This is a genomic window from Flavobacterium sangjuense (genome assembly GCF_004797125.1).
In the GTDB taxonomy this organism is placed as follows: Bacteria; Bacteroidota; Bacteroidia; order Flavobacteriales; family Flavobacteriaceae; genus Flavobacterium; species Flavobacterium sangjuense.
Genome location: NZ_CP038810.1, coordinates 1093345 through 1115644, shown reverse-complemented (window position 1 = coordinate 1115644; position 22300 = coordinate 1093345). Strand labels below are relative to the sequence as shown.

Genomic DNA, 22300 nt, shown 5'->3' with positions numbered 1-22300 from the left:
TTTTGTTAAAAATCGTTATTCTCATTGATTTACATAGCATACTGGTTCAAAGTTATGAAAATGCAGCTATACAAATCTTAAAAATAGTTTAATTTTGCTGAACATAAGACGCACAAAAACTGTGCTAGTTACATAATTTCAAAAATGAGCATCAAACCTACGATTTTAGTTACCAACGATGACGGCATAAATGCTCCTGGAATTCGGGCCTTAATTTCAGTTATGGCAGAAATCGGCGAAGTGATAGTCGTGGCTCCGGATAGTCCGCAAAGCGCCATGGGACACGCCATTACCATCAACAGCACTATATATTTGAATAAAATTTCAGGCGAAAATACCGCTATTACAGAATACAGCTGTTCGGGAACACCGGTAGATTGTGTAAAATTGGCAGTCAATGAAATCCTGAAAAAGAAACCCGATTTATGCGTGTCAGGTGTTAATCATGGTTCAAATTCTTCGATTAATGTTATTTATTCCGGAACGATGAGTGCTGCTGTTGAAGCCGGAATTGAAGGAATTCCCGCTATTGGTTTCTCTTTATTGGATTATGATTGGAATGCCGATTTTGAACAAATAAAACCTTACATCAAAAAAATTGCTTTAGAAGTTTTGGCTAAAAAACTAACGGAAGGAACTGTTTTGAATGTAAATTTCCCCAAACTAAAAACCAACGAAATTAAAGGAATTAAAATTTGCCGTCAGGCGAAAGCCATTTGGATGGAAAAGTTTGATAAGCGACAAACACCTTATGGCAAAGATTATTATTGGTTAACCGGAGAGTTTGTCAATCAGGATAAAGGCGAAGATACTGATGAATGGGCTTTGGCGCACGGTTACATTTCTATAGTTCCGGTGCAGTTTGATTTAACAGCACATCATGCTATTGCCCAACTTAACACTTGGAATTTATGAAGTACTATATAATTGCCGGCGAAGCTTCGGGAGATTTACACGGTTCCAATTTAATGAAAGCACTTTATAAAGAAGACGCTTCTGCCGATATTAGATTTTGGGGTGGCGATTTGATGCAAAATGTTGGCGGTACTATAGTAAAACATTACCGCGAACTAGCGTTTATGGGTTTTGCAGAAGTAGTGATGAATCTGAAAACCATTCTGAATAACATCAAAATCTGTAAAGCCGATATTGAAAAATTCAATCCTGATGTGATTATTTTTATTGATTATCCGGGTTTTAATATGCGTATTGCCAAATGGGCAAAATTGAAAGGTATCAAAACGCATTATTATATTGCGCCTCAAATTTGGGCATGGAAAGAAAATCGAATCAAAGCCGTAAAAAGAGATTTTGATAAACTGTTTGTCATTCTTCCTTTTGAAAAAGATTTTTTTGAAGTAAAACATCATTTTCCGGTTGTGTTTGTTGGTCATCCGTTGATTGATGCCATTCATAACCGAGTTAAAACAGATGAAGCTACTTTTCGAAAAGAAAACAATCTGGACGAAAAACCAATTATCGCCATTCTTCCCGGAAGCCGGAAACAGGAAATCTCGAAAATGCTTAGCGTTATGTTGAGCATTGTAACTGATTTTCCGGATTATCAATTTGTAATAGCAGGTGCACCAAGTCAGGAATATCATTTCTATGAACAATTTTTGACAACTAAAAATGTGAAATTTATTTCGAATAAAACCTATGATTTACTAAGTTTTGCAAAGGCTGCTTTGGTAACATCGGGAACAGCAACTTTGGAAACTGCCTTATTCAAAGTTCCTGAAGTTGTTTGCTATAAAGGAAGTTGGGCTTCGTATCAAATTGCCAAAAGGATTATTACTTTAAAGTATATTTCGTTAGTGAATTTAATAATGGATGAAGAAGTGGTGACAGAGCTTATTCAGGATAAATTCAACTCTAAAAATTTAAAGCAGGAGCTTTCTAAATTATTGGAAGAAAACCACAGAAAAGCGTTATTGAAAAAATATGACGATTTAGAATCTAAACTTGGAGGCATTGGCGCTAGTGAAAAAACTGCTAAATTAATCCTAAATGATTTGAAGTAGTTTTTTAAATCGGCTTCAAAGTTTTATCTTCGCAAAAAATTATTTTCTTGAAATATTATCTATTAATAGCAGCGATTCTTTTATTGTTTACGGCATGTAAACCAACATCAAGCATTATAACTTCAAAAGATGCTGCTGTAAAAAAAGGGATTTATACTGAACCTGTTTTAGCAAAAAATAATACGCTCATAAATAAAAGAAACAAAAGAGAATTGGTAGCGAAACACGTTACTCCGACTCCAAATCAAAAGCAGGCTTCAAAAATAAATGACCAAAACGAATCGGATATTATTATTAAAAATGAAGATTCAAACTATTTGGTAGAGCAACTAATCAATAGTGCTTCTGATAATTTAGGCGTGAATTATCGTGCTGGCGGAACAACTCCAGCGGGTTTTGATTGTTCCGGTTTAATGTATTCCACATTCAAAAAATATGACATTACGCTTCCACGCTCTTCACACGAAATGGCTGAAGTTGGAGTACAGATTAACCCGGAAAAAGCCAAAAAAGGTGACCTTATTTTCTTTATCAATCGCGGTCAGCGACGTATAAATCATGTCGGAATGATAGTCGAAATAAACGGCGACGAAATTAAATTTATTCATTCCTCAACCCAAAGCGGTGTGATTATTTCGTCTTTAAAAGAATCGTATTACGAAAGAACTTTTAAACAAATCAACAGAATTATAGAATAATTTTCTTGCAAGAATTAGATTTTTACGTACATTTATGATGTGAAAATCTTACAATTCCCTTTGTCGAGAATTTTTATCGGATTTCTATTTGGAATACTTTTGTGCCGGATAGTAAGTCTGAATACGGATTTTGTGTTTGCTAGTTTGACCTTAGGCATTGTTGGATTATTTATTTCTTCTCTTTACAGTCAAAAAAAACCTTTTTACAAAATCCTTTTCGGAAGTTTTGTTTTTCTGCTATCGCTTCTTGTCGGAATTTTAACAACACTAATCCATAAAGAAAATTCTAGTCCATATCATTATACCAATCAAATTGCCGATTATGAAAAAGCTCACAAGCTGGATTTACTATTGGTTGATAAGCTAAAGAGTACTCAAAAAAACAATCGCTATGTAAGCTTAGTTAAAGAACTTGACGGTAATAGAAGTTATGGAAAAGTCATTCTCAATATTGCTAAAGAAGATGACGCTAAGAACCTGAAAATTGGCAGTCATTTGACGGTAATCGGTCTTGTTTTTAAAAACAAAAATCCATTAAATCCAAACCTGTTTGATTATGGCAACTATCTAGAAAATCAGGAAATATATGCTCAGGTTTATACAAAACCGAATCAAATAAAAATTGGAAATTACGAGTCGGGTTTGTGGGCAGGTTTTTCAAATTTCAGGGAAACCATCATTTCAAATTTAGAACATTCCGCTATTGCAAAAGAAGAATTAAATGTGCTAAACGCATTGATTCTTGGACAACAGCAAGACATTTCTCCAGAAGTTTTAAAAGATTATCAATATGCCGGAGCAGTTCATGTTTTGTCAGTTTCCGGTTTGCATGTTGGTTTTATTTTGCTGTTCATTAACTTTTTACTGAAACCAATTAGCAATTCGAGAAAAGGCTCATTATTGAAATTACTTATCATTGTTTTGTCACTTTGGTCATTTGCCATTTTGGCTGGTTTATCGCCATCAATCGTCCGTTCGGTTACGATGTTTTCTTTTCTTGCGATTGGAATTCATTTAAGAAGAACGGTAAACATTTACCATACGCTGTTGGTTTCAATGCTGCTGATTTTACTTTTCAAACCTTCGTTTTTATTTGATGTTGGATTTCAACTGAGTTATCTTGCTTTGTTTTTTATTCTTTGGTTGCAACCAATTTTGTCAAGCATTTGGGAACCAAAAAACAAAATCATTAACTATTTTTGGGACATTATCACCGTTTCTTTTGCCGCACAAATTGGCGCTATGCCATTAAGCATTTATTATTTTCATCAATTTCCGGGATTGTTTTTTGTAACCAATTTGCTTATTCTGCCTTTACTCGGTCTTATTATGGCGGTTGGTGTTTTGGCTGTTCTGATTGCTACATTTCATACAGTTCCCGAATTTATTGCAAAACCAATTGAGTTCCTGATTGCTTTTCTTAATAGTATTATTCACTGGGTTGCCTCTTTTGATGCTTTTGTTTTCAAAAATATTTCGTTTTCAACAGCAATGTTATGGAGTTCGTATTTGGTAATTATTCTAATCATTCTTTGGATTAAAAGACCTAATTTCAAACGACTTACAGTAGCTATTGCAAGCATTCTTCTATTGCAAATTATTTTTATTATTCAAAAAAAGGAAACTTATAATAATGAAGAGCTAATCATTTTTAACTGCAAAAAGAACACAATCATAACTGAGAGAATTGGCAATGCTGTTACAATATACAGTAATGATAGCATTCGGGAAAACCTGAGTTCTAATTGGATTATTCAATCGTATTTGGTTGGGAATTTTTGTGAAGCTAAAGCAAAAAAACCACTTCAAAATTTACTGTATTTCAAACAGCAGAAAATGCTAATCATTGACAGTTCGTGTGTTTATACAAAAGGAATTTATCCAGATGTTCTTGTTATTATTCAATCTCCAAAACTGAATATGCAACGCTTGCTTAAAACATGTAAACCCAAAGAAATTGTTGTTGACGGGTCAAACTTTAAAAGCTATATCAGGCTTTGGGAAGCAACATGCAGAAAAGAAAAAATCCCTTTTCATATTACTAATGAAAAGGGATTCTATAAGATTTAATCCAATTGGAATTATGATTTCTTGTTGCCCAGGATTTGATCTGCATTAGCTAACCAAGTAGTTGGTCCACCAGCAAGATAACCGGTACTTCCTAATTTTTCAAGATTAATTTTTCCGTCTTTTTTGCTTGCCTTTACAATCCAAACTGTTGGATAACCCTGAACTGCAAAAGTTTGTTGTAGTTCAGCGTTTTGTCTTTGAATTGTCGGATCTTGTGCCGTTTTTCTTGGAAAGTCTAACTCAACAAGTACTACATTCTTTTTAGCCCATTTTTCAAATTCCGGTGTTTTGAAAACTTCTTTTTGTAAACGAATACACCATCCGCACCAATCGCTTCCTGTGAAAAACAAAAACAATGGTTTTTTAGATTTTTTAGAAATCTTCACCGCCTCGTTCATATCAGTTTGCCATTTAACCTCTTGCGCCTGTATTGTTAACGAACCCAAGACTAGAAATAAAGTGATTGCTATTTTTTTCATTGTTTAAAATTTTTTTCCAAATATAACAAAAAGAATGCCAAATAAATGTTATCTATCTGACGCCATGCATCAATTTTTTAATAATTGGGGACATTAATATTGAAAATAACGCCATACTGACAGAAATTATTGTCAAGAGCCAAAAGAAATAACTCAATCCGTGTTCGTCGGCAATTTTATCTATGTTTTCACCAAAAATTCCTGCGCTTTTCATTCCGATTGCAACTGCCAAATACCATACGCCAAACATAAAGGCAATCATTCTGGCAGGCACCAATTTACTGACGTATGACAACCCAACCGGTGAAATACACAATTCTCCCATGGTATGAAAAAGATACACTAAAATCAACCAAATCATACTAACAGATGCTGTTTTTGCTCCGGGTTCAATTCCGCTTGCGCCAATTGCAACACATGCCATTCCCAGCCCAAGAAATAACATTCCGATTCCGTATTTTACAGTAGCTCTTGGATTGTATTTACTTTCCCACCATTTTGAAAATAATGGTGCTAAGGAAATAATAAAGAGTGAATTTAAAGTCGAAAACCAGGTCGCCGGAACTTCGGTAAGTGGCGTCGCAACTTTATCTATTTTTAATAAATCAAGTGTGCTGTCAGAAAGTGATAAAACTCCTGCTGTGTAATAATCCTTAATCAAAATCCAAATGGCAATACTCCAGATAATGACAAAGCTTAAGCTTAAAATGATATTCGCCACAGCATAGCTATTAAACGTTTGTCTGAACATCTTCAACATCAACCAGGTAATTATAGCTAAAGGCAAAATTGTCATAAGAGAATTGACAACTAAATAAGTGGTGCTCCAACTTCCCTCCAAAACCCTATTAGTATAATCCTTTGCGAATATGGTTAAACTGTTTGGTGATTGTTCAAATATGGCCCAAAAGAAAATTACAATAAACGCAAAAAAGGTAACGGCCATCAACTTTTCACGAGTGATTTTAGAATACTGTGTAAAACGATAAATCAATAAAATAATAAACAAACCTAAAGCGGTTAAAATAGCGGTTGAATTTCCGTTACTTCCCAAAAATCCGAAGACATCAATTTTACCTCCTGATATTTTTGAAACCGGTGCGTTTATTACCCAAAGCAATCCTAAAACAACTGAAACTGCAATAACAACCAGCTGCCAGGAAGAAAAAGGATTTCTCTTGTCGTCATCTGAAGCCGCAATTTTTGCTTTGCTCTCTTTATTTGGCTTTAGCCCGATATCGCCAAAGATTCTTTGAGACAACCAAAACTGTATCATTCCGAAAAACATAAAGATTCCGGCCAAACCAAAACCATAACCCCAGCCCACTTTTTCACCTAAATAACCACACAATAATATTCCGAAAAAAGCTCCAGCGTTAACGCCCATATAGAATAAGGTGTAGGCTCCATCTTTTTTTTCAGGTCTGTCTTTGTACATTTCGGAAATTATGGAAACCATATTTGGCTTGAAAAAACCATTTCCAAAAACCAATAATACCAATCCTAAATAAATAGAAAAATGCGTTTCAACTGCCATTGCGGCATGACCCAAAGTCATTAGAAACGCTCCGAGTATTACTGCCCATCGGAAACCAATAACTTTATCAGCAAAATAACCTCCAAGCATGGTTGACAGATAAACCAAACCAACATAAGATCCAAACAAAGCTGAAGCAGTTTCTCTTGACCATTCCCAGCCTCCATCTGCTAATGAAGCGGTAAAAAACATAATGAGCAAAGAACGCATTCCGTAGAATGAAAAACGCTCCCACATTTCTGTAAAAAATAAAACGAATAAGCCTGAAGGATGCCCTAAAACGTTGCTTTTAAAAAACTGGTCTGTTGAATTTTGACTCATATAAATTGATTTATTTAACGCCTTGCATTAGTTTTTTAACCAACGGGGAAATTAGTAATAACACCACTCCGGCGATTAAAGCATAAATGGCTAGTTGCTGATAACCATCGGCATAAGTATTTAGTTTTTCAAGATTTGAAGAATTTTCGGAAGCCTCAGCGATATTAGCACCTAATAATCCCGCAAAATATTGCCCGTAAGCACTAGCCAAAAACCACATTCCCATGATTACTGCCTGCGTTTTTTGAGGTGATAATTTGGTCATGGCGCTCATTCCAATTGGCGATAAACATAACTCTCCAAAAGTGATAATAAACCAACCGAATGTAAAAATTCCTAATGAAGTTTTTCCATTTAAGTCGGCAAAGAACTTTGTATAATAGAATATCCAAAAACCACCGGCAAGGAATATAAATGCTAATCCAAATTTGATAACGGTATTTGGCTCAATCTTTCTTTTTGCCATCCATAACCAAACTAATCCAACCAAAGCAGCAAAACCAATTACAAAGAATGAATTGGCAGAATTATTAACGCCATTTGGACTCAACTGAATCCCTAAAATTTCGTTATTTAAATTATTTGCTGCGAATAAACTTAATGAACCGCCGCTTTGTTCGAAGAATGCCCAAAAGAAAATTGAGAAAATTATAAAAACCAATGCTGCTAACAACTTTTTATTTTCTACAGTCGAGAAATTCTTCATTTCATAAAACAAATACAGTATAGATGCAGGACCAATTATCATCATAAAATAATCGGTATAAACAGTATTGGCAACCATTATAATAATCACCGGAATGATTAAAAGCGAACCTATATAGGTTGCAATTTCTAAACCTTTTTTCTTAGAATTTTCAACATTAACTAAAGGTGAAAGTCCAATTGGGCCTAAACTTTTTTGTGTTTGTGTAAAAGTCAGCAAACTTATAATCATCACTACTGCTGCAAATCCGAATCCAACATTCCAACGAAGATTTTCAGGAACCAACGATTGCCATAAAGAGCCTTCTGCCACAGCAATACAAATATATCCACCGATAAGTGCTCCAAGATTCACTCCCATATAGAAGAAAGAAAAACCGGCATCTCTTCTTGGGTCATTATCATTATATAATTGTCCAACCATTGAAGAAATATTAGGTTTAAAAAAACCTGTTCCAACAATTGTAAAACCAATACCAATAAAGAAGAAATTCTTAGGGTCAATTGCTAATATAACGCTACCAACAATCATTAGTATTCCGCCCCAAAAAAGTGATTTTCGCAATCCCAAAATCTTGTCTGCAAATAATCCACCGATGAATGTGAAGGCATACACCCATGCCTGCGTTGCACCATATTGAAGATTAGCTGTTTTCTCATCCATTACCAATACGTTGACCATAAAAACGGCCAGCATACCACGCATACCATAAAAACAAAAACGTTCCCACATTTCTGAGAAAAACAAATACCAAAGTTGCTTTGGATATTTTCCTTTAAAGTCCTGAATTTGTTCTAAAGTTTGATTTGTTTCCATATTTAGTTTATTCCTTTTTCTTTCATTACTTTATTTAAATTTTTTACCAAAGCAAACATCAGCAAAGTGGCAAACATCAGCAAACCAAAATTCACCCAAAAGAAGTTGGCTTTATCATCATAAGTATCCCACATACTGGCTAAAACGCCGCTTAATTTATTTCCGATAGAAGTTGACAAAAACCATCCGCCCATCATTAATGCTGTTATATTTTTTGGAGATAATTTAGACACAACTGACAATCCCATTGGACTTAAGAACAATTCCCCGATAGTTATGATTCCATAATTGGCAACCAGCCACCACACCGAAACTTTTTCTGTACCATTGTTTCCAATATGTACTGCGGCTACCATAACCAAAACCGATAATGCTGAAATTAATAACCCAAAGGCAATTTTTGTTGGTGTTGAAGGTTCTTTTTTTCTGCTTCGTAAAAAAGTAAAAAAAGCAACAACTAATGGCGTAAGAATGATTACCCAACCCGGATTGATGGATTGACTTAAATTGGTTGCCCAAAGCGAGACTTTGGAACCTTCAGCCGGCTTCTCAGTTGGCTCAACATTCCTAAAATACAAAGGATAATTTACTTCTTTTTTGACAATTCCATTCTCTTTCTGTAGACGGAAATTATCGTCATAAAGTTCAATGGAATCTTTTTTAAACTCAACTTCCTTGGCCAATTTCAATCCGCTGAAAACAGTTTGTGAAGTTCCTGTTACTTCCCTGTCAGTATAGCGGTCTGCCCAGGTTGTTAGTGCCGAACCGTTCAATTTGAATACCGCCCAAAACAATATTACTACTGCAAAAATGGCCAGCAATGCTCCGATTGGTCTTTTATCTTCTGTCTTGGCTTTAAAATACAGGCTTCCATAAAAGAAGATTATCGGTATACAGGCAAAGATAAAAGCGTCTGTACTATCCGAACCAAAAACATAACCATTTGGATTGGCATCAGATGTCACTCCTTTAAGCAGCCAGCCAATAATCCCGAAGATGACCGACGGAACCAAAATATAAAGTACAATTTTATAAAATGGCATATCGCCTTCCTGTACTCCTTTTTTGGCTGTTTTATCTCCGTAATGCTTGGTGCCCAACAAGAATACAATTACCCCGATGAACATTCCGACACCGGCTGCCATAAACGCAAAGTGCCATCCCAGAAGAATTTGCAATGCGGCTCCAAAGAAATTGCAGATAAAAGCGCCAACATTGATTCCCATATAGAAGATGTTATAGCCTTCATCTTTTTTGTCTTTGTACTGTTCCTCGTTATAAAAATTTCCCAAAAGTGTTGAAATATTGGGCTTAAAAAAACCGTTACCAACAATCACTAATGTCATAGCGACATACAGCATAGTGAGGTTATGAATTCCCATCATAAAATAACCAACGCCCATCATGATTCCACCTAAAACAATAGAATTTCGGTAACCCAAATAACGGTCGGCGACGAGTCCACCAACGAACGGCGTTAAGAATACCAAAGCGATGAAAGTTCCGTACAAATCGGAAGCTTCTTTTTCGGTCATTGCAAATCCGGCTTCTACGTCTTTAAGATAAAGTGTAAAAATTCCAATCATTAAATAGTAACCGAAGCGTTCCCACATCTCAGATAAAAACAAATAAGGCAGCGCTTTAGGATGGGTTTTCCACATAATTTTTTATTTAAAAAAATAAACCTCCAGGAAATCCTTGGAGGTTTGAAAGATATAAAAAATATTTTTAAAGATAACTAGCGAACGCCATGCATCATTTTTTTCAATTTTGGAGTCAATGCCATTAAAATAACAGCTGCCAATCCGGTTAGGATTACAAACACCATAAAGAATTCAAACAGGTTATGAATTTCAAAACCAGCAAAAACAGGATTGTGGTCAGAAATCTGATTGTCTGCAAGCAACTGGGTTTGCTCCGGAGTAAGTGTTACTTTTCTATCCAAAACAGCTTGTAAGTCAATGCCTAATTCTTGTGCTTTTACAAATTTATCTCCGGTTGCAGGAAGAATAGAACCCAAAGTTCCGGCTAATGCATATCCGGAAGCATTCGATAAAAAGAATACTCCATATAATAAAGAAGAGAAACGTTTTGGAGATAATTTACCAACTAATGATAAACCAATTGGAGACAAACACAATTCTGCTGCTGTTTGAATTAAATATAAAAGGATTAACCATTTGATAGCTAAAAGTCCGCTGTTCCCTAAATCTTTTACATTGTATGCAATGATAAAATAACTCAAAGCAATTAATGCCAAACCAACGGCTTGTTTTACCGGCGAAATTGGCTCTCTGCCTTTACTTCTTAGATAATCCCAAAGCATACTAAACGGAACTGCAAAAGCTACAACAAATAAACCGTTGAAGATTTGTACCATCGATGGTGGCATGTTGTAACCAAAGAAGTTTCTGTCGGTTTGATTATCAGCAATAAACGTTAAAGACGAACCCGCTTGTTCAAAGGCAGCCCAGAAGAAAATGATAAAGAAAGCTACTATATAAATAACAAAGATTCTATCTCTTTCTACTTTTGTCAAAGAACTATCCGATACAATTAATCCGGCTAAAGTGATACCACTCGAATAGATAACGGTGTATATCCAGTTTTGATCAACTACATAGTGAAAAATAGCTCCTAAAACGAAGAACGAAATAACAGCTCCAATCAACGCTTTTTGAGAAAAAACAGCTTTTTGCGATTCTCCTTCTTCATAATCATCTGATACATTGTGTTTTGGCAAACCACCAAGAGGCCTTCCTTCTGGTGTAACTACATATTTATTTTTAAGAAAATAGAAAACAGCAGTTCCGATTAACATTGCCGTTGATGCTGCTAAAAATCCCCATTTGAATGCGTGAATATCTCTAATTCCGTTAGCATCTTTAACATCTCCAACTATTGGACAAATCAATTGACCTAAGAAAGCACCCAAATTAATTCCCATATAGAAAATGGTAAAGGCAGTATCCAGTTTTGATTTTTCTTGTTTTGGATACAAGCTCCCCACCATTGAAGAAATATTTGGCTTAAAAAATCCATTCCCAAAAATGATAATTCCCAATGCTGACCACATTAAGATATTTGCCAAACCAATATTTGAACCAAAAACGCTAGCACTAAAAAACAATAAAAATTGTCCGACAGCCATCATTAATCCTCCAAGCAAGATACAATTTCTATTTCCAAAGAAGCGGTCAGAAATAAATCCTCCCAACATTGGTGTTAAGTAACAAAGTCCTAGGAAACCTCCGTAAATCAAAGAAGCATCTTCTTCTTTCATCATTAAAGAATTTACAAGGAATAAGGTTAAGATAGCTCTCATTCCATAGAAATTGAACCTTTCCCACATTTCTGTTCCGAATAATACCCAAAGTCCTTTTGGATGTCCAGTTTTTACCGCTGTTTCACTCATTTTTTATTGTTTTAGATTGGTTTTGAATAGTTTAATTTTCTTTATAAAAACTGTCAATTTTAGTGAAAAAATTACAATTAACAGCACTTTTTTGTGTTAAATGCAATTTTTGGAAATTTATAGGTTTAGAAATTAGATTTTTATAAAACAAAAAGCCCTGATAATTTCTTATCAGGGCTTTGTTGTGGTACCTCCAGGAATCGAACCAGGGACACATGGATTTTCAGTCCATTGCTCTACCAACTGAGCTAAGGTACCTTGCGTTGTAGCGGGTGCAAATATAGTACGATTTTTAATTTATCCAAAACAAATACTAAAAAAAAACTATTCGTAACTTTGGGCACCAAAAATAGTGTTATGCTTTTAACCATTGATGTTGGAAATACCCGAATCAAAGCTGCTGTCTTTGAACAAAATAGACTTGTTGAACTTTCTGTTTTTACCAAAGAGGCGTTTCTGACAGAAACAAATTTTATCCTAAATAAGTTCCCGAAAATCGAAAAATTAGTCGTTGCTTCGGTAGGAAATGTTGAAAAAGAATTGTTTTTGTCTTTAAAAAACAAAGCTGAAATTCATTTTATAACTCGCGAAAGTAGATTCCCTTTTACCAATTTATATAGTACTCCAACTACGCTTGGAATTGACCGTATGGTTTTGGCTTCGGGTGCGGTTATGCAATTTCCCAATCAAAATCGTTTGGTGATCGACATGGGAACTTGTATAACCTATGATTTTATTGATGAAAATGACAATTATCTTGGTGGTGCCATTTCTCCGGGAATTCGTTTACGCTATGAATCATTGCATCAACATACCGCTAAATTACCTTTGTTAACTAAAAACTATCCTGAAAGTTTTATTGGAAATTCTACTCAAGAATCTATTCATTCCGGTGTAATTAATGGCGTTGCATCCGAAATTGATGGATTTATTGAACTTTACAAAACCCAATACGCTAAATTTATCATAATTTTAACGGGCGGTGATGCAGAATTTTTGGCTATACGATTAAAAAATACCATATTTGCCAATTCAAATTTCCTGTTGGAAAGTTTGAACCAAACATTTCAATACAATCAAAATGATTAAAAAAATTATAGTAAGCATCTGTTTACTTTTTTCATTCGCACTTTTTGCACAGGAAGGAACATCATCCCCTTATTCTTTTTACGGAATCGGCGATATAAAATTTAAAGGAACTATTGAAAATCGTTCCATGGGAAGTCTTTCAGTTTTTCCGGACAGTATTCACATAAATATTCAAAACCCTGCACATTTCGCGAGTTTAAAGCTAACGGGACTTGCTCTTGGCGGAACTTACGGCAATACAAAATCCAAAACAGAAACTCAGGAAGCAAAAGCACGAAGAACGACTTTAGATTATTTGGCTATCGGAGTTCCTGTTAGCAGTAAAGTTGGAATCGGATTTGGACTTATTCCTTATTCTTCTATTGGATATAAAATCCAAAAAAACATTTATGATATTAAAAGCACTACTGACATTAATGGTATTACTCATATTGATACTATAGGAGCTAAGTTTTCAAAATACACAGGTAAAGGCGGTGTTAATAAGGTCTTTCTAGGTTTTGGATACCGTCTTACCAAGAAAATAAATATTGGAGCTGATATCCAATATAACTTTGGAACTATTGAAACCTCTAATCTACGATACCAGACATTACCACTTCTCCAATATGGTTCAAGAGAAACGAATGTTTCTGAAGTGCGAGGTGTTAACGTTGATTTAGGAATAACCTATCAAACAAAAGTTAATGCTAAATATTCCTTCTTTAGCAGTTTAGCTTACACACCCGAAGCCGAATTAACGTTGGGCAACACCCGAAACATAGATATTGTTCAAGTTAGCAGTTCTGTATCCGTAATCGAAAGAGAAAATATAGCGGTTGAAGACACCAAAATAAAACTCCCGGCAAAACTTACTTTTGGGTCAGGTTTTGGTGAAGTGAAAAAATGGTTAGTTGGAGCAGAAATTACTTTACTAAACAACAGCGTAATGTCTAATCGTTTTACTGATATTCAAGGTGCAACTTTTGAAAACTCTGTTCGCTATACTTTAGGTGGATTTTTTATACCAAACTACAATTCATACTCTAATTATTATAAGAGAATTGTGTATCGTGGTGGATTGCGTTATGAAAATACCGGTTTAGTTATTCAAAATAAATCGATGAATGATTTTGCTGCAAATATTGGTTTAGGAATGCCATTAAGTGGTACCTTTACTAATATAAACATTGGACTTGAAATAGGTAAAAGAGGAACAAAGTATTATAATTTAGTAGAAGAAAATTACATCAACATAAGTGTTGGTTTATCACTAAGCGATAAATGGTTTGTGAAACGTAAATTTGACTAAAACGAATAGTTATGAAGGCGATTATTTTTATACTTAGCGTTTTGTTTATTACAAACAGCAGTGCTCAAAAATTTGATTGTACTTCGAAAACTTCGGAATATCAAGAACTTTTTAAAGCAAATAAAATTGCTGAATCCTACGATGTTTGGTACAGTGTTTTCAAAAATTGCCCGAAAGAAAGCGAAGTCATTTATACTGACGGAATCCAAATTCTTCAATACAAAATTGACAATGCACCTTCAGCTGAAGAAAAAGAAAAGCTGGTTCGCGAGGTGCTGAAATTGTACGACCAATACAATAAAAATTATCCTCTTTCAACTCCGGATTTTGAAGTAAATAAAGCCATGGTTTTGGTTACCAATAAAATTGAAGCCAAGGAAGAAATTTTCAATTTATTAGAAAGCGGTTTTGCCAAAGCATCAAAAAATGTAACGGATGCTAACACAATCTATACTTACTTCAGTATCTACTGCGAAAGATTTAACAGCGGCGACAAAAAAATAACCGCCAATGCTGTTTTAGAAAAATACACGCTGGTCTCTTCCTTAATTAATCAATTACAAGCCTCCAAACCAGAGAGCAAAGAATATAAAACGGCGCAAAGAGCCATTGGCAATCTGATAAAAGACGTGGCAACCTGTGAAAACCTGGAAGCTTTTTACACCAAAGGTTATGCTGACAATCAGGAAAATACCGACTGGATTACATCTGCGTTAATTAGTCTTTCCGGTAAATGCAGTACCAAACCTATCTTTAATACTTTGGCCGAAAAACTGTATTCGATTAAAGTCACAGCGCAATCTGCAAACTTCATGGCGCTAGGAAATATGAAACAAAGAAAGTTTCCGGAAGCAATTAAATTTTATACCGAATCGGCGGAATTACAAACGAACCCGACAGAAAAAGCCAAAATATATTATACGCTTGCCACTGGTTTATTAGCTAACGATTTACCAAAATCAAAAGAATGCCTGAACAAAGCATTGGCTGCTGATCCAAAAATGGGAAAAGCCTATTTGTTTTTGTCCCAACTTTATGCTAACAGCGCTAACGATTGTGGCAAAACTGATTTCGAAAAGAAAGCGGTAAATTATTTAGCAATCCAAACTGCGCAAAAAGCCGGTATTACAGAGCCAAGATTAAAGTCAGCTTCTGATAAGGCAGCCAAAAATTTAGAATCCAAATCGCTAACTGCTGACGAAATTTCCAAAGCAAAAATGAATGGAAAATCGCTAAACATTGGTTGTTGGATTAATGAAACCATTACTTTTCCTGCCAAATAATGATGTATTCTACTAGAAATAGTGTCCCATTTATTATCGCATTCCTTTTTTGTTTTCTTATAATTGGTTGTGAAAGTAATTTTAAGGAAGTCCAAAAAATGGGCTTTGCCGAATTTTCACCAAGTGGTGATGCAGAAGGCATTAATCTGAAATATACCGACTCAGGAAGAATTACTGCCAATTTGATAAGTCCGAAAATGTTGGATTATGCCACAGTGGAATTTCCGTTTGTAGAATTCCCAAAAGGCATTCATTTAACGTTGTATGACAAAAACGGAAAGGAAACCTATATTGATGCCAAGTATGCCGTACAACACAAAGCAACTAATATCATCGATTTGCAGGATGCTGTAAAAATATCCAATCAAAATGGCGAAATGCTCGAAACAGAGCAATTGTATTACGACCAAAAAAACGAATGGTTTTTTACCGAAAAAAAGTTTAAATTTACTTCACCAAAAGGAGTTTCCTATGGCGAAGGAATTGATTTTAGTAAAGATTTCAAAAAAGTTAACTCACAAAAAATATCTGGAGAACTCCAGTCAGAATAACAACTATGAACTATTTAAGATTTACCCAATACGCCTATTTACTTGCTGGAATCCTTTTTGCAATTGACGCTTTTGTAAAATGGAAAGCACAGGAAAGCTTTACCATCAGTGCGATATTTGCTGCTGTTTGTATTTTTCTGTTTTTCTTTAGAAGAAAGTTTGCCAAAAAATTTGACGAGCACAACAAAAAACCCTAATTCATGGAAATCGGAATAATCATTCTATGCTTGATACTTTCCGCTTTTTTCTCTGGAATGGAAATCGCTTTTGTTTCTTCCAATAAAATTTATCTTGAAATTGAAAAAAAACAAGACGATTTCATTTCCAAAATCCTAACCAAACTCACCCAAAAACCATCCAAATTTATTGCCACTATGCTTGTGGGCAACAATATAGCTATGGTTGTTTACGGGTTTTTCATGGGCGATTTATTGATGCGCTGGTTTGTAACGCTTGGATTTAACTTCACCGATTTTTCGAATTTATTGTTGCAGACAACTATTTCAACACTTATCGTTTTAATGACATCAGAGTTTTTGCCAAAAGTATTTTTTCAAATCTATGCCAATAGCTTTATCAAATTCTTTGCCTTGCCGGCGTATTTTTTCTACAAACTGTTTTATTATATTTCGTCATTTCTGATTTGGATTTCCGATTATGTTTTGCGAAAATTTTTCAAAACCGAAGGCGACCAAATCAATTTGTCTTTTAGCAAAGTTGAACTGGGGAATTATATTTCGGAACAAATGAATGCCGTGCAGGATCACGAAACCGTTGATTCTGAAATTCAGATTTTTCAAAATGCTTTAGAGTTTTCCGGTGTGAAAGCACGGGAAATCATGACGCCGAGAACCGAACTCGTTGCCGTTGATTTGCACAGTTCTATAACCGATTTGAGAGAACTTTTTATAGAAACCGGTTATTCCAAAATACTGGTTTACATTAACACACTTGATGATATTGTGGGTTATGTTCATTCGTTTGAACTTTTCAAAAAACCACGAAGTATCAAATCGATTATGATTTCGGTAGAATTTGTTCCAGAGACAATTTTGATAAAAGACGCTATGAATTTGTTGACCAAAAAACGAAGAAGCATTGCAGTGATTTTGGACGAATACGGCGGAACTTCGGGCATAGTGACCATAGAAGATATTGTCGAGGAACTGTTTGGCGAAATTGAAGACGAACACGATTCTGATGAAGAATTGATTGAAGATAAAGTAGACGATTCAAACTATGTTTTTTCAACGCGTTTGGATGTTGAATATTTAAACGAAACCTATAAATTGAATATTCCTGAGAGCGATTCGTATGAAACTTTGGGTGGATTTATTGTTGATTTTTCCAAAGAAATTCCGCTAAAAGGCACTCAAATTACTATCGGTAACTTTCTATTTGTCATTGAAGAAGCGACGAATAAGAAAATCGAATTAGTAAAAATGACCGTATTGGATTAATTTCCGAAAAAAAATCAAAAATTAGATGAAATTATAACTGTGTGAGTATTATTATTTCACATATAATTGTATTTTCGCAAACTGAATTAAAAATTAACAAAAATAGAAATGGCAGTTTTATCAAAAATTAGAAATCGTTCGGGCTTACTTTTATTAGCGATAGGTTTTGCTTTATTGGCTTTTGTTGTACAGGATGTATTTACAAAAGGTTTTAAAAGTGTGTCTACAGACGTAGGAAGTGTAAATGGAAAAGATATTTCTTTTGACGAATTCAAAATAAAGGTTGCAAATACTGAAAAAAATGCTCAAAATCAAGGTCAGAATATGACTTCGATGCAAGCTTCAAACCAAGTTTGGAATCAGGAAGTACAAGTGGCGCTGCTTAACGCTGAATTCGAAAAATTAGGAATCCGCGTTGGCGAAAAACATATTATCGAAGCATTCAAATCGGATCCAAATATTGGTCAGAACCCAATGTTTTTAAATGCGGCCGGAAAATTTGACTTAAACAAGTTTAAGGATTATTTCAAACAAGTTCCAAACGGAATTCAAATGTTGAAAGATCAGGAGAAAAATGCTGAGTTAAGAGCAAAGTATGACATCTATAGTTCTTTGATAAAAGGTGGAATGTATGCTACTCAAACAGAAGGAAAATTCAAATACGAAGCAGAATCAAACAAAGTAAGCTTTGATTTTGTGATGGTTCCTTTTTCTTCAATAAAAGACAGCGATGTAAAAGTGACTGATGAGGAAATCACTGCATACATTAAAACGAAAGAGAAAAAATTCAAATCAGAAGAATCTCGTGAGTTGGATTATGTTTTGATTGCAGAAAAACCATCTGCTGCTGACGAAGCTGAAATCAAGAAAAATGTTGATGCATTATTATTGCCAAGCGTTCGTTACAATAAAGAAACAGGTAAAAATGATACCATCCAAGGATTTAAATATGCAACTGATATTGCTGACTTTGTAAATGCAAATTCTGATATTCCGTTTGACTCAAGTTATGTGTCAAAACAAGATTTACCAGCTGATGTTGCAGAACAATTATTTAACTTACCTACGGGCGAAATATACGGGCCATACATGCGTAGTGGCTACTATTGTATATCAAAAGCATTAGGAAGACAAGCTGGTGCAAAAGTAAAATCAAGCCATATCTTAATCAGTTGGGTTGGCGCAGAAAGAGCGCAACCAAAAGAGAAAAGAACTAAAGAACAAGCTAAAGCTAAAGCAGAAGGTATATTAGCTCAGGCCGTGGCAAATCCGGGTATGTTTCAAATGTTGGCAATGACATCTTCTGAAGATCCATCTGTACAACAAAACGGTGGAGATATGGGATTCATTAGTAGAGATACTGGTTTTGCTAAAGGATATAAAGATTTCGTTTTTTCTAACCCAGTTGGAAAAATTGGTTTAGCTGAAACTGAATTCGGTTACCATATTATCAATGTGACTGATAAACAAGACGCCGTGAAATTGGCAACTATTGCTCAAAAAATTGAGCCGTCAGAAGCTACAAATGATAAAATCTACACTCAGGCAACCAAATTTGAAATGGATGCTGCAGATAAAGATTTTGCCGCTCTAGTTAAAGAAGCAAAACTAACTGCAAATCCTGCGGTAAGAGTAAAAGCAATCGATGAGAATTTTGGTTCAATGAGCAATCAAAGACAAATTGTTAAATGGGCTTTTGAAGATGACACCAAAATTGGTAGCGTAAAACGATTTGAAATCGTAAACGTTGGACATGTTATTGCCAAATTAAAAAGCATTGCTCCAAAAGGATTAATGTCAGTTGAAGAAGCAAGACCACAAGTTGAGCCAATATTGAAAAACAAAAAGAAAGCAGCTAAGATCGAAGCTAAAATGAAAGGTGCTTCTTTAGCAGCTATTGCGGCTTCTAATAAAGTTGCTCCTATGAACGCAGTTGATTTAACTGTTGAAAGTCCAAATGTTCCAGGTGCCGGTTTTGAACCAAAAGTAGTTGGAATGGCATTTACATCTAAAGCAGGTGTAGTTTCAAAACCAATTCAAGGAAATTCAGGAGTATTTGTAATTGCTACAAAAGTGGTTACCAAAGCACCTGCAATTAAGAAATATGACGATTATACTGCTAAAGTAAAACAACAAGCTGTTGGAAATTCAGGAAGATTTATGCAAGCGTTGAAAGACGATGCTGATATTGAAGATAACAGAGCTAATTTTTACTAGTTAGCTATCTCAAATAAAATAAAAACCCGTCTGGTAAAACTAGACGGGTTTTTTTATAATATCATTTCGCTATACGGAATCACAATCTCAAAACCTTTTTCTTTGAAATATGCGGTTGGGTTTTCTTTGGAGATGCTCATTACAAAATCACCACCCCAGGCACCAAGGCTTTTTATCACACCATCGAAATCGGGAAACAACGCTTCTTTAACGGTTGGCAATTCTAAAATAGTACTCAATTCAATTTCGTGATTTTGTAAGGCCGAGCCAAATTCCTTTGAAGTTTTAGCTTCGATTACAGCTTTTGTAATGGAATTAATGGTTTCCAATGCGTTCTGACTATTTCCCTGTTGTCCGTAATAAGACGCAATCGCTGCTTTACTGTTTTGCTTTTTATTGAGATAAACAAAATAGATTTTGTCTGTAAAATCCGGTTGAAAATTTACTTTTTCTACTACTGGTTTTTCATTGACCAACTGATATACAATAGGGCTGTTACTTTGAGCGCAGGCAATATCATAACCGCTACCTCCAAAACTTCTCTTTAGCAGCTCAAACGCATCTATTTGCAGCCATTGGGCAATGTTGTTGATTACCGTAGAAGATGTACCCAAACCCCAAAATTTTGGAAAAGTCAATTCGGTTCTGATAGCGTATCCTTTTGAAGAAGTTATAAAATCAGAATTCATCAAATAGGCTTCGTGCAAAATCTCGATTAAGGTGTTCTTGATGTTTTTAGCATCATCAAAACGCTCTTTTCTGGTAATCGATGAAAACGGAATATTGTCCTCGAACCATATACTCCCATCGCTGTCAAAACTTTTCCAATGGATGATTTGCCCTTCGGCTTCTTCAATGATTAGATTTTGGCCAAACTTTGTAGGCAACGCAAAGGCTTTGGCGCCATCAAGCACCAAATATTCTCCTGTGATGAGTAGTTTTCCGTTACTGTAAAAAGTTTGTTTCATTGTCATTGCGAGGTACGAAGCAATCTATTTTCTTAATTTCTCAATAAATTCCACCACCGATGCATGCGAAATCGAATTACTTTCAAAATGCGTTTTGATTACTTTTCGTTCTTCGGCTGTGGTTTGAAACTGATTGAGAATATTATTGATGTGCATTTTCATGTGACCTTCCTGAATTCCGGTTGTTGTTAATGAACGCAAGGCTGCAAAGTTTTGTGCTAACCCAGTTACGGCAACATGCTGCATTAACTCTTGAGCCGATGGTTTTTCCAGAATTTCCAATGCTATTTTCACTAATGGATGCAGTGAAGTCAAACCACCAACGGTTCCTAATGCTAACGGAATTTCCATCCAAAAAGTAAATATCCCGTTTTCGATTTTGGCATGAGACAAACTCGAATATTGACCAGAGCGGGAAGCATAGGCATGAACACCGGCTTCGACAGCACGGAAATCATTTCCGGTTGCTAAAACTACAGCATCAACACCATTCATGATTCCTTTGTTATGCGTAACAGCACGGAAAGGTTCAATCTCGGCAATGCGAACAGCCTGCACAAATTTCTCGGCGAATTCCTGTGGATTTTCTATTTTCTTTTCGGCTAAATCTTCCACTTTACAGGAAACTTCGGCACGGACAATACAATTGGGAACATAATTCGAAAGTATGCTCATCACGACGGTAATATCGCTTTCCAAATCATTGAAATCAGCATAATTCTGTGCTTCTTCTTTTAAAGATTTAGCTAATTGTTCCAGACACGAATTGATGAAATTCGCACCCATGCTGTCTTTAGTTTCAAAAGTCACATGCAGCTGAAAGTAGTTTTCTAATTCGGCTGTTTTATTTCGCAGTTCCAAAGCTGTAATTCCGCCGCCACGCTTTTGCATGTTTTTGGTAATGCTTTCTGTGGAAGCAATCAAATTGTTTTTTATCGTATTGAAAAAGGCAGCAAGTTTAGCGGAATCGCCTTTGAACAGAAAATGCACCTGCCCTATTTTCTCGGTGTTTAAAACAGTGGCTTTAAATCCGCCACGCGTACTCCAAAACTTAGCCGATTTGGCTGCAGCCGCTACAACCGAACTTTCCTCGATAACCATTGGCACCGAATAATATTTTCCGTTGATTAGAAAGTTAGGCGCAATTCCCATTGGTAAATAGAAATTGGAAATCGTGTTCTCTATAAACTCATCATGAAGTTGCTGAAGCTTGGCATCGCTGTTCCAATATTGCTTTATGGTCGCAACGGCTTCAGAAGGATTTGCAAAATATTCATTGGCAATCCAATTGATTTTTTCTTCTTTGGATAATTTTGAAAAACCTGAAATCGAATTATTCATGGTCAATAATAAGTGAATTAATCAACTACAAATA

Annotated in this window: 18 protein-coding genes and 1 tRNA gene; 11 read left to right on the top strand and 8 right to left on the bottom strand. The window is 35.2% G+C overall.

Going from position 1 to position 22300, the window contains the following annotated elements:
• Window positions 1–144 precede the first annotated feature (144 nt).
• Genes surE through GS03_RS04895 form a run of 4 tightly spaced genes read left to right on the top strand, consistent with a single transcriptional unit; the run spans window position 145 to window position 4792 of the window.
• On the top strand, window positions 145–915 hold the full coding sequence (surE, locus tag GS03_RS04910; protein WP_136151450.1) for a 5'/3'-nucleotidase SurE: 771 nt from the start codon (window positions 145–147) through the stop codon (window positions 913–915).
• Window positions 912–2024: a lipid-A-disaccharide synthase gene (gene lpxB / locus GS03_RS04905; RefSeq protein ID WP_136151449.1), complete on the top strand. Its 1113-nt coding sequence runs from the start codon at window positions 912–914 to the stop codon at window positions 2022–2024. Before surE ends, lpxB begins: the two co-directional genes overlap by 4 nt.
• Before the next feature lie 47 nt (window positions 2025–2071).
• On the top strand, window positions 2072–2722 hold the full coding sequence (locus GS03_RS04900) for a C40 family peptidase (protein WP_246034180.1): 651 nt from the start codon (window positions 2072–2074) through the stop codon (window positions 2720–2722).
• Between the two features lie 39 nt (window positions 2723–2761).
• Window positions 2762–4792 (top strand): ComEC/Rec2 family competence protein, encoded by a 2031-nt coding sequence (locus GS03_RS04895; RefSeq protein WP_136151447.1) that lies wholly within the window; start codon window positions 2762–2764, stop codon window positions 4790–4792.
• An 11-nt stretch (window positions 4793–4803) separates the two neighbouring features.
• On the opposite strand, the gene GS03_RS04890 is transcribed toward GS03_RS04895, so the two are convergent.
• From GS03_RS04890 to GS03_RS04865, 6 genes are all read right to left on the bottom strand, one after another.
• Entirely contained in the window at window positions 4804–5271 is a 468-nt protein-coding gene (locus GS03_RS04890) for a thioredoxin family protein (protein WP_136151446.1), read from the bottom strand.
• Window positions 5272–5323: 52 nt separating this feature from the next.
• Window positions 5324–7129 carry a peptide MFS transporter gene (locus GS03_RS04885; protein ID WP_136151445.1) on the bottom strand — a complete coding sequence of 602 codons (1806 nt, stop codon included), beginning with the start codon at window positions 7127–7129 and terminating at the stop codon, window positions 5324–5326.
• Between the two features lie 10 nt (window positions 7130–7139).
• On the bottom strand, window positions 7140–8651 hold the full coding sequence (locus GS03_RS04880; RefSeq protein ID WP_136151444.1) for a peptide MFS transporter: 1512 nt from the start codon (window positions 8649–8651) through the stop codon (window positions 7140–7142).
• 2 nt (window positions 8652–8653) lie between these two features.
• Window positions 8654–10312 carry a peptide MFS transporter gene (locus GS03_RS04875; protein ID WP_136151443.1) on the bottom strand — a complete coding sequence of 553 codons (1659 nt, stop codon included), beginning with the start codon at window positions 10310–10312 and terminating at the stop codon, window positions 8654–8656.
• 77 nt (window positions 10313–10389) lie between these two features.
• Window positions 10390–12066 carry a peptide MFS transporter gene (locus GS03_RS04870; protein WP_136151442.1) on the bottom strand — a complete coding sequence of 559 codons (1677 nt, stop codon included), beginning with the start codon at window positions 12064–12066 and terminating at the stop codon, window positions 10390–10392.
• Between the two features lie 185 nt (window positions 12067–12251).
• Window positions 12252–12324 (bottom strand) — tRNA-Phe (locus tag GS03_RS04865).
• 99 nt (window positions 12325–12423) lie between these two features.
• Between GS03_RS04865 and GS03_RS04860 the strand changes: the two genes are divergently transcribed.
• The 7 genes from GS03_RS04860 to GS03_RS04830 all read left to right on the top strand — a co-directional run bounded on the left by GS03_RS04860 (window position 12424) and on the right by GS03_RS04830 (window position 19957).
• Window positions 12424–13155, top strand: a complete 732-nt coding sequence (locus tag GS03_RS04860; RefSeq protein ID WP_136151441.1) for a type III pantothenate kinase — start codon at window positions 12424–12426, stop codon at window positions 13153–13155.
• Window positions 13148–14446 (top strand): hypothetical protein, encoded by a 1299-nt coding sequence (locus tag GS03_RS04855; protein WP_136151440.1) that lies wholly within the window; start codon window positions 13148–13150, stop codon window positions 14444–14446. The genes GS03_RS04860 and GS03_RS04855 overlap by 8 nt, the downstream gene beginning before the upstream one ends.
• A gap of 11 nt (window positions 14447–14457) precedes the next feature.
• Window positions 14458–15729, top strand: a complete 1272-nt coding sequence (locus GS03_RS04850; protein ID WP_136151439.1) for a tetratricopeptide repeat protein — start codon at window positions 14458–14460, stop codon at window positions 15727–15729.
• Window positions 15729–16280 carry an LPS export ABC transporter periplasmic protein LptC gene (gene lptC / locus GS03_RS04845; RefSeq protein ID WP_246034179.1) on the top strand — a complete coding sequence of 184 codons (552 nt, stop codon included), beginning with the start codon at window positions 15729–15731 and terminating at the stop codon, window positions 16278–16280. The genes GS03_RS04850 and lptC overlap by 1 nt, the downstream gene beginning before the upstream one ends.
• A gap of 5 nt (window positions 16281–16285) precedes the next feature.
• Window positions 16286–16477 (top strand): hypothetical protein, encoded by a 192-nt coding sequence (locus GS03_RS04840; protein ID WP_136151438.1) that lies wholly within the window; start codon window positions 16286–16288, stop codon window positions 16475–16477.
• 3 nt (window positions 16478–16480) lie between these two features.
• Window positions 16481–17740 carry a hemolysin family protein gene (locus GS03_RS04835; RefSeq protein WP_136151437.1) on the top strand — a complete coding sequence of 420 codons (1260 nt, stop codon included), beginning with the start codon at window positions 16481–16483 and terminating at the stop codon, window positions 17738–17740.
• Between the two features lie 108 nt (window positions 17741–17848).
• Entirely contained in the window at window positions 17849–19957 is a 2109-nt protein-coding gene (locus tag GS03_RS04830; protein WP_136151436.1) for a peptidylprolyl isomerase, read from the top strand.
• A gap of 53 nt (window positions 19958–20010) precedes the next feature.
• On the opposite strand, the gene GS03_RS04825 is transcribed toward GS03_RS04830, so the two are convergent.
• Both GS03_RS04825 and GS03_RS04820 read right to left on the bottom strand, forming a co-directional pair.
• Window positions 20011–20925 (bottom strand): GYDIA family GHMP kinase, encoded by a 915-nt coding sequence (locus tag GS03_RS04825; RefSeq protein WP_136151435.1) that lies wholly within the window; start codon window positions 20923–20925, stop codon window positions 20011–20013.
• Between the two features lie 24 nt (window positions 20926–20949).
• Window positions 20950–22266 carry a hydroxymethylglutaryl-CoA reductase, degradative gene (locus GS03_RS04820; RefSeq protein WP_136151434.1) on the bottom strand — a complete coding sequence of 439 codons (1317 nt, stop codon included), beginning with the start codon at window positions 22264–22266 and terminating at the stop codon, window positions 20950–20952.
• Between the last annotated feature and the right edge of the window lie 34 nt (window positions 22267–22300).

Coding starts and splice junctions, on each gene's coding strand:
- GS03_RS04875 (WP_136151443.1), bottom strand. CDS start 10,312: ATGTGGAAAACCCATCCTAAAGCGCTGCCTTATTTGTTTTTATCTGAG.
- GS03_RS04830 (WP_136151436.1), top strand. CDS start 17,849: ATGGCAGTTTTATCAAAAATTAGAAATCGTTCGGGCTTACTTTTATTA.
- GS03_RS04870 (WP_136151442.1), bottom strand. CDS start 12,066: ATGAGTGAAACAGCGGTAAAAACTGGACATCCAAAAGGACTTTGGGTA.
- GS03_RS04820 (WP_136151434.1), bottom strand. CDS start 22,266: ATGAATAATTCGATTTCAGGTTTTTCAAAATTATCCAAAGAAGAAAAA.
- GS03_RS04850 (WP_136151439.1), top strand. CDS start 14,458: ATGAAGGCGATTATTTTTATACTTAGCGTTTTGTTTATTACAAACAGC.
- GS03_RS04855 (WP_136151440.1), top strand. CDS start 13,148: ATGATTAAAAAAATTATAGTAAGCATCTGTTTACTTTTTTCATTCGCA.
- surE (WP_136151450.1), top strand. CDS start 145: ATGAGCATCAAACCTACGATTTTAGTTACCAACGATGACGGCATAAAT.
- GS03_RS04860 (WP_136151441.1), top strand. CDS start 12,424: ATGCTTTTAACCATTGATGTTGGAAATACCCGAATCAAAGCTGCTGTC.
- GS03_RS04835 (WP_136151437.1), top strand. CDS start 16,481: ATGGAAATCGGAATAATCATTCTATGCTTGATACTTTCCGCTTTTTTC.
- GS03_RS04890 (WP_136151446.1), bottom strand. CDS start 5,271: ATGAAAAAAATAGCAATCACTTTATTTCTAGTCTTGGGTTCGTTAACA.
- lpxB (WP_136151449.1), top strand. CDS start 912: ATGAAGTACTATATAATTGCCGGCGAAGCTTCGGGAGATTTACACGGT.
- GS03_RS04825 (WP_136151435.1), bottom strand. CDS start 20,925: ATGAAACAAACTTTTTACAGTAACGGAAAACTACTCATCACAGGAGAA.
- GS03_RS04880 (WP_136151444.1), bottom strand. CDS start 8,651: ATGGAAACAAATCAAACTTTAGAACAAATTCAGGACTTTAAAGGAAAA.
- lptC (WP_246034179.1), top strand. CDS start 15,729: ATGATGTATTCTACTAGAAATAGTGTCCCATTTATTATCGCATTCCTT.
- GS03_RS04840 (WP_136151438.1), top strand. CDS start 16,286: ATGAACTATTTAAGATTTACCCAATACGCCTATTTACTTGCTGGAATC.
- GS03_RS04885 (WP_136151445.1), bottom strand. CDS start 7,129: ATGAGTCAAAATTCAACAGACCAGTTTTTTAAAAGCAACGTTTTAGGG.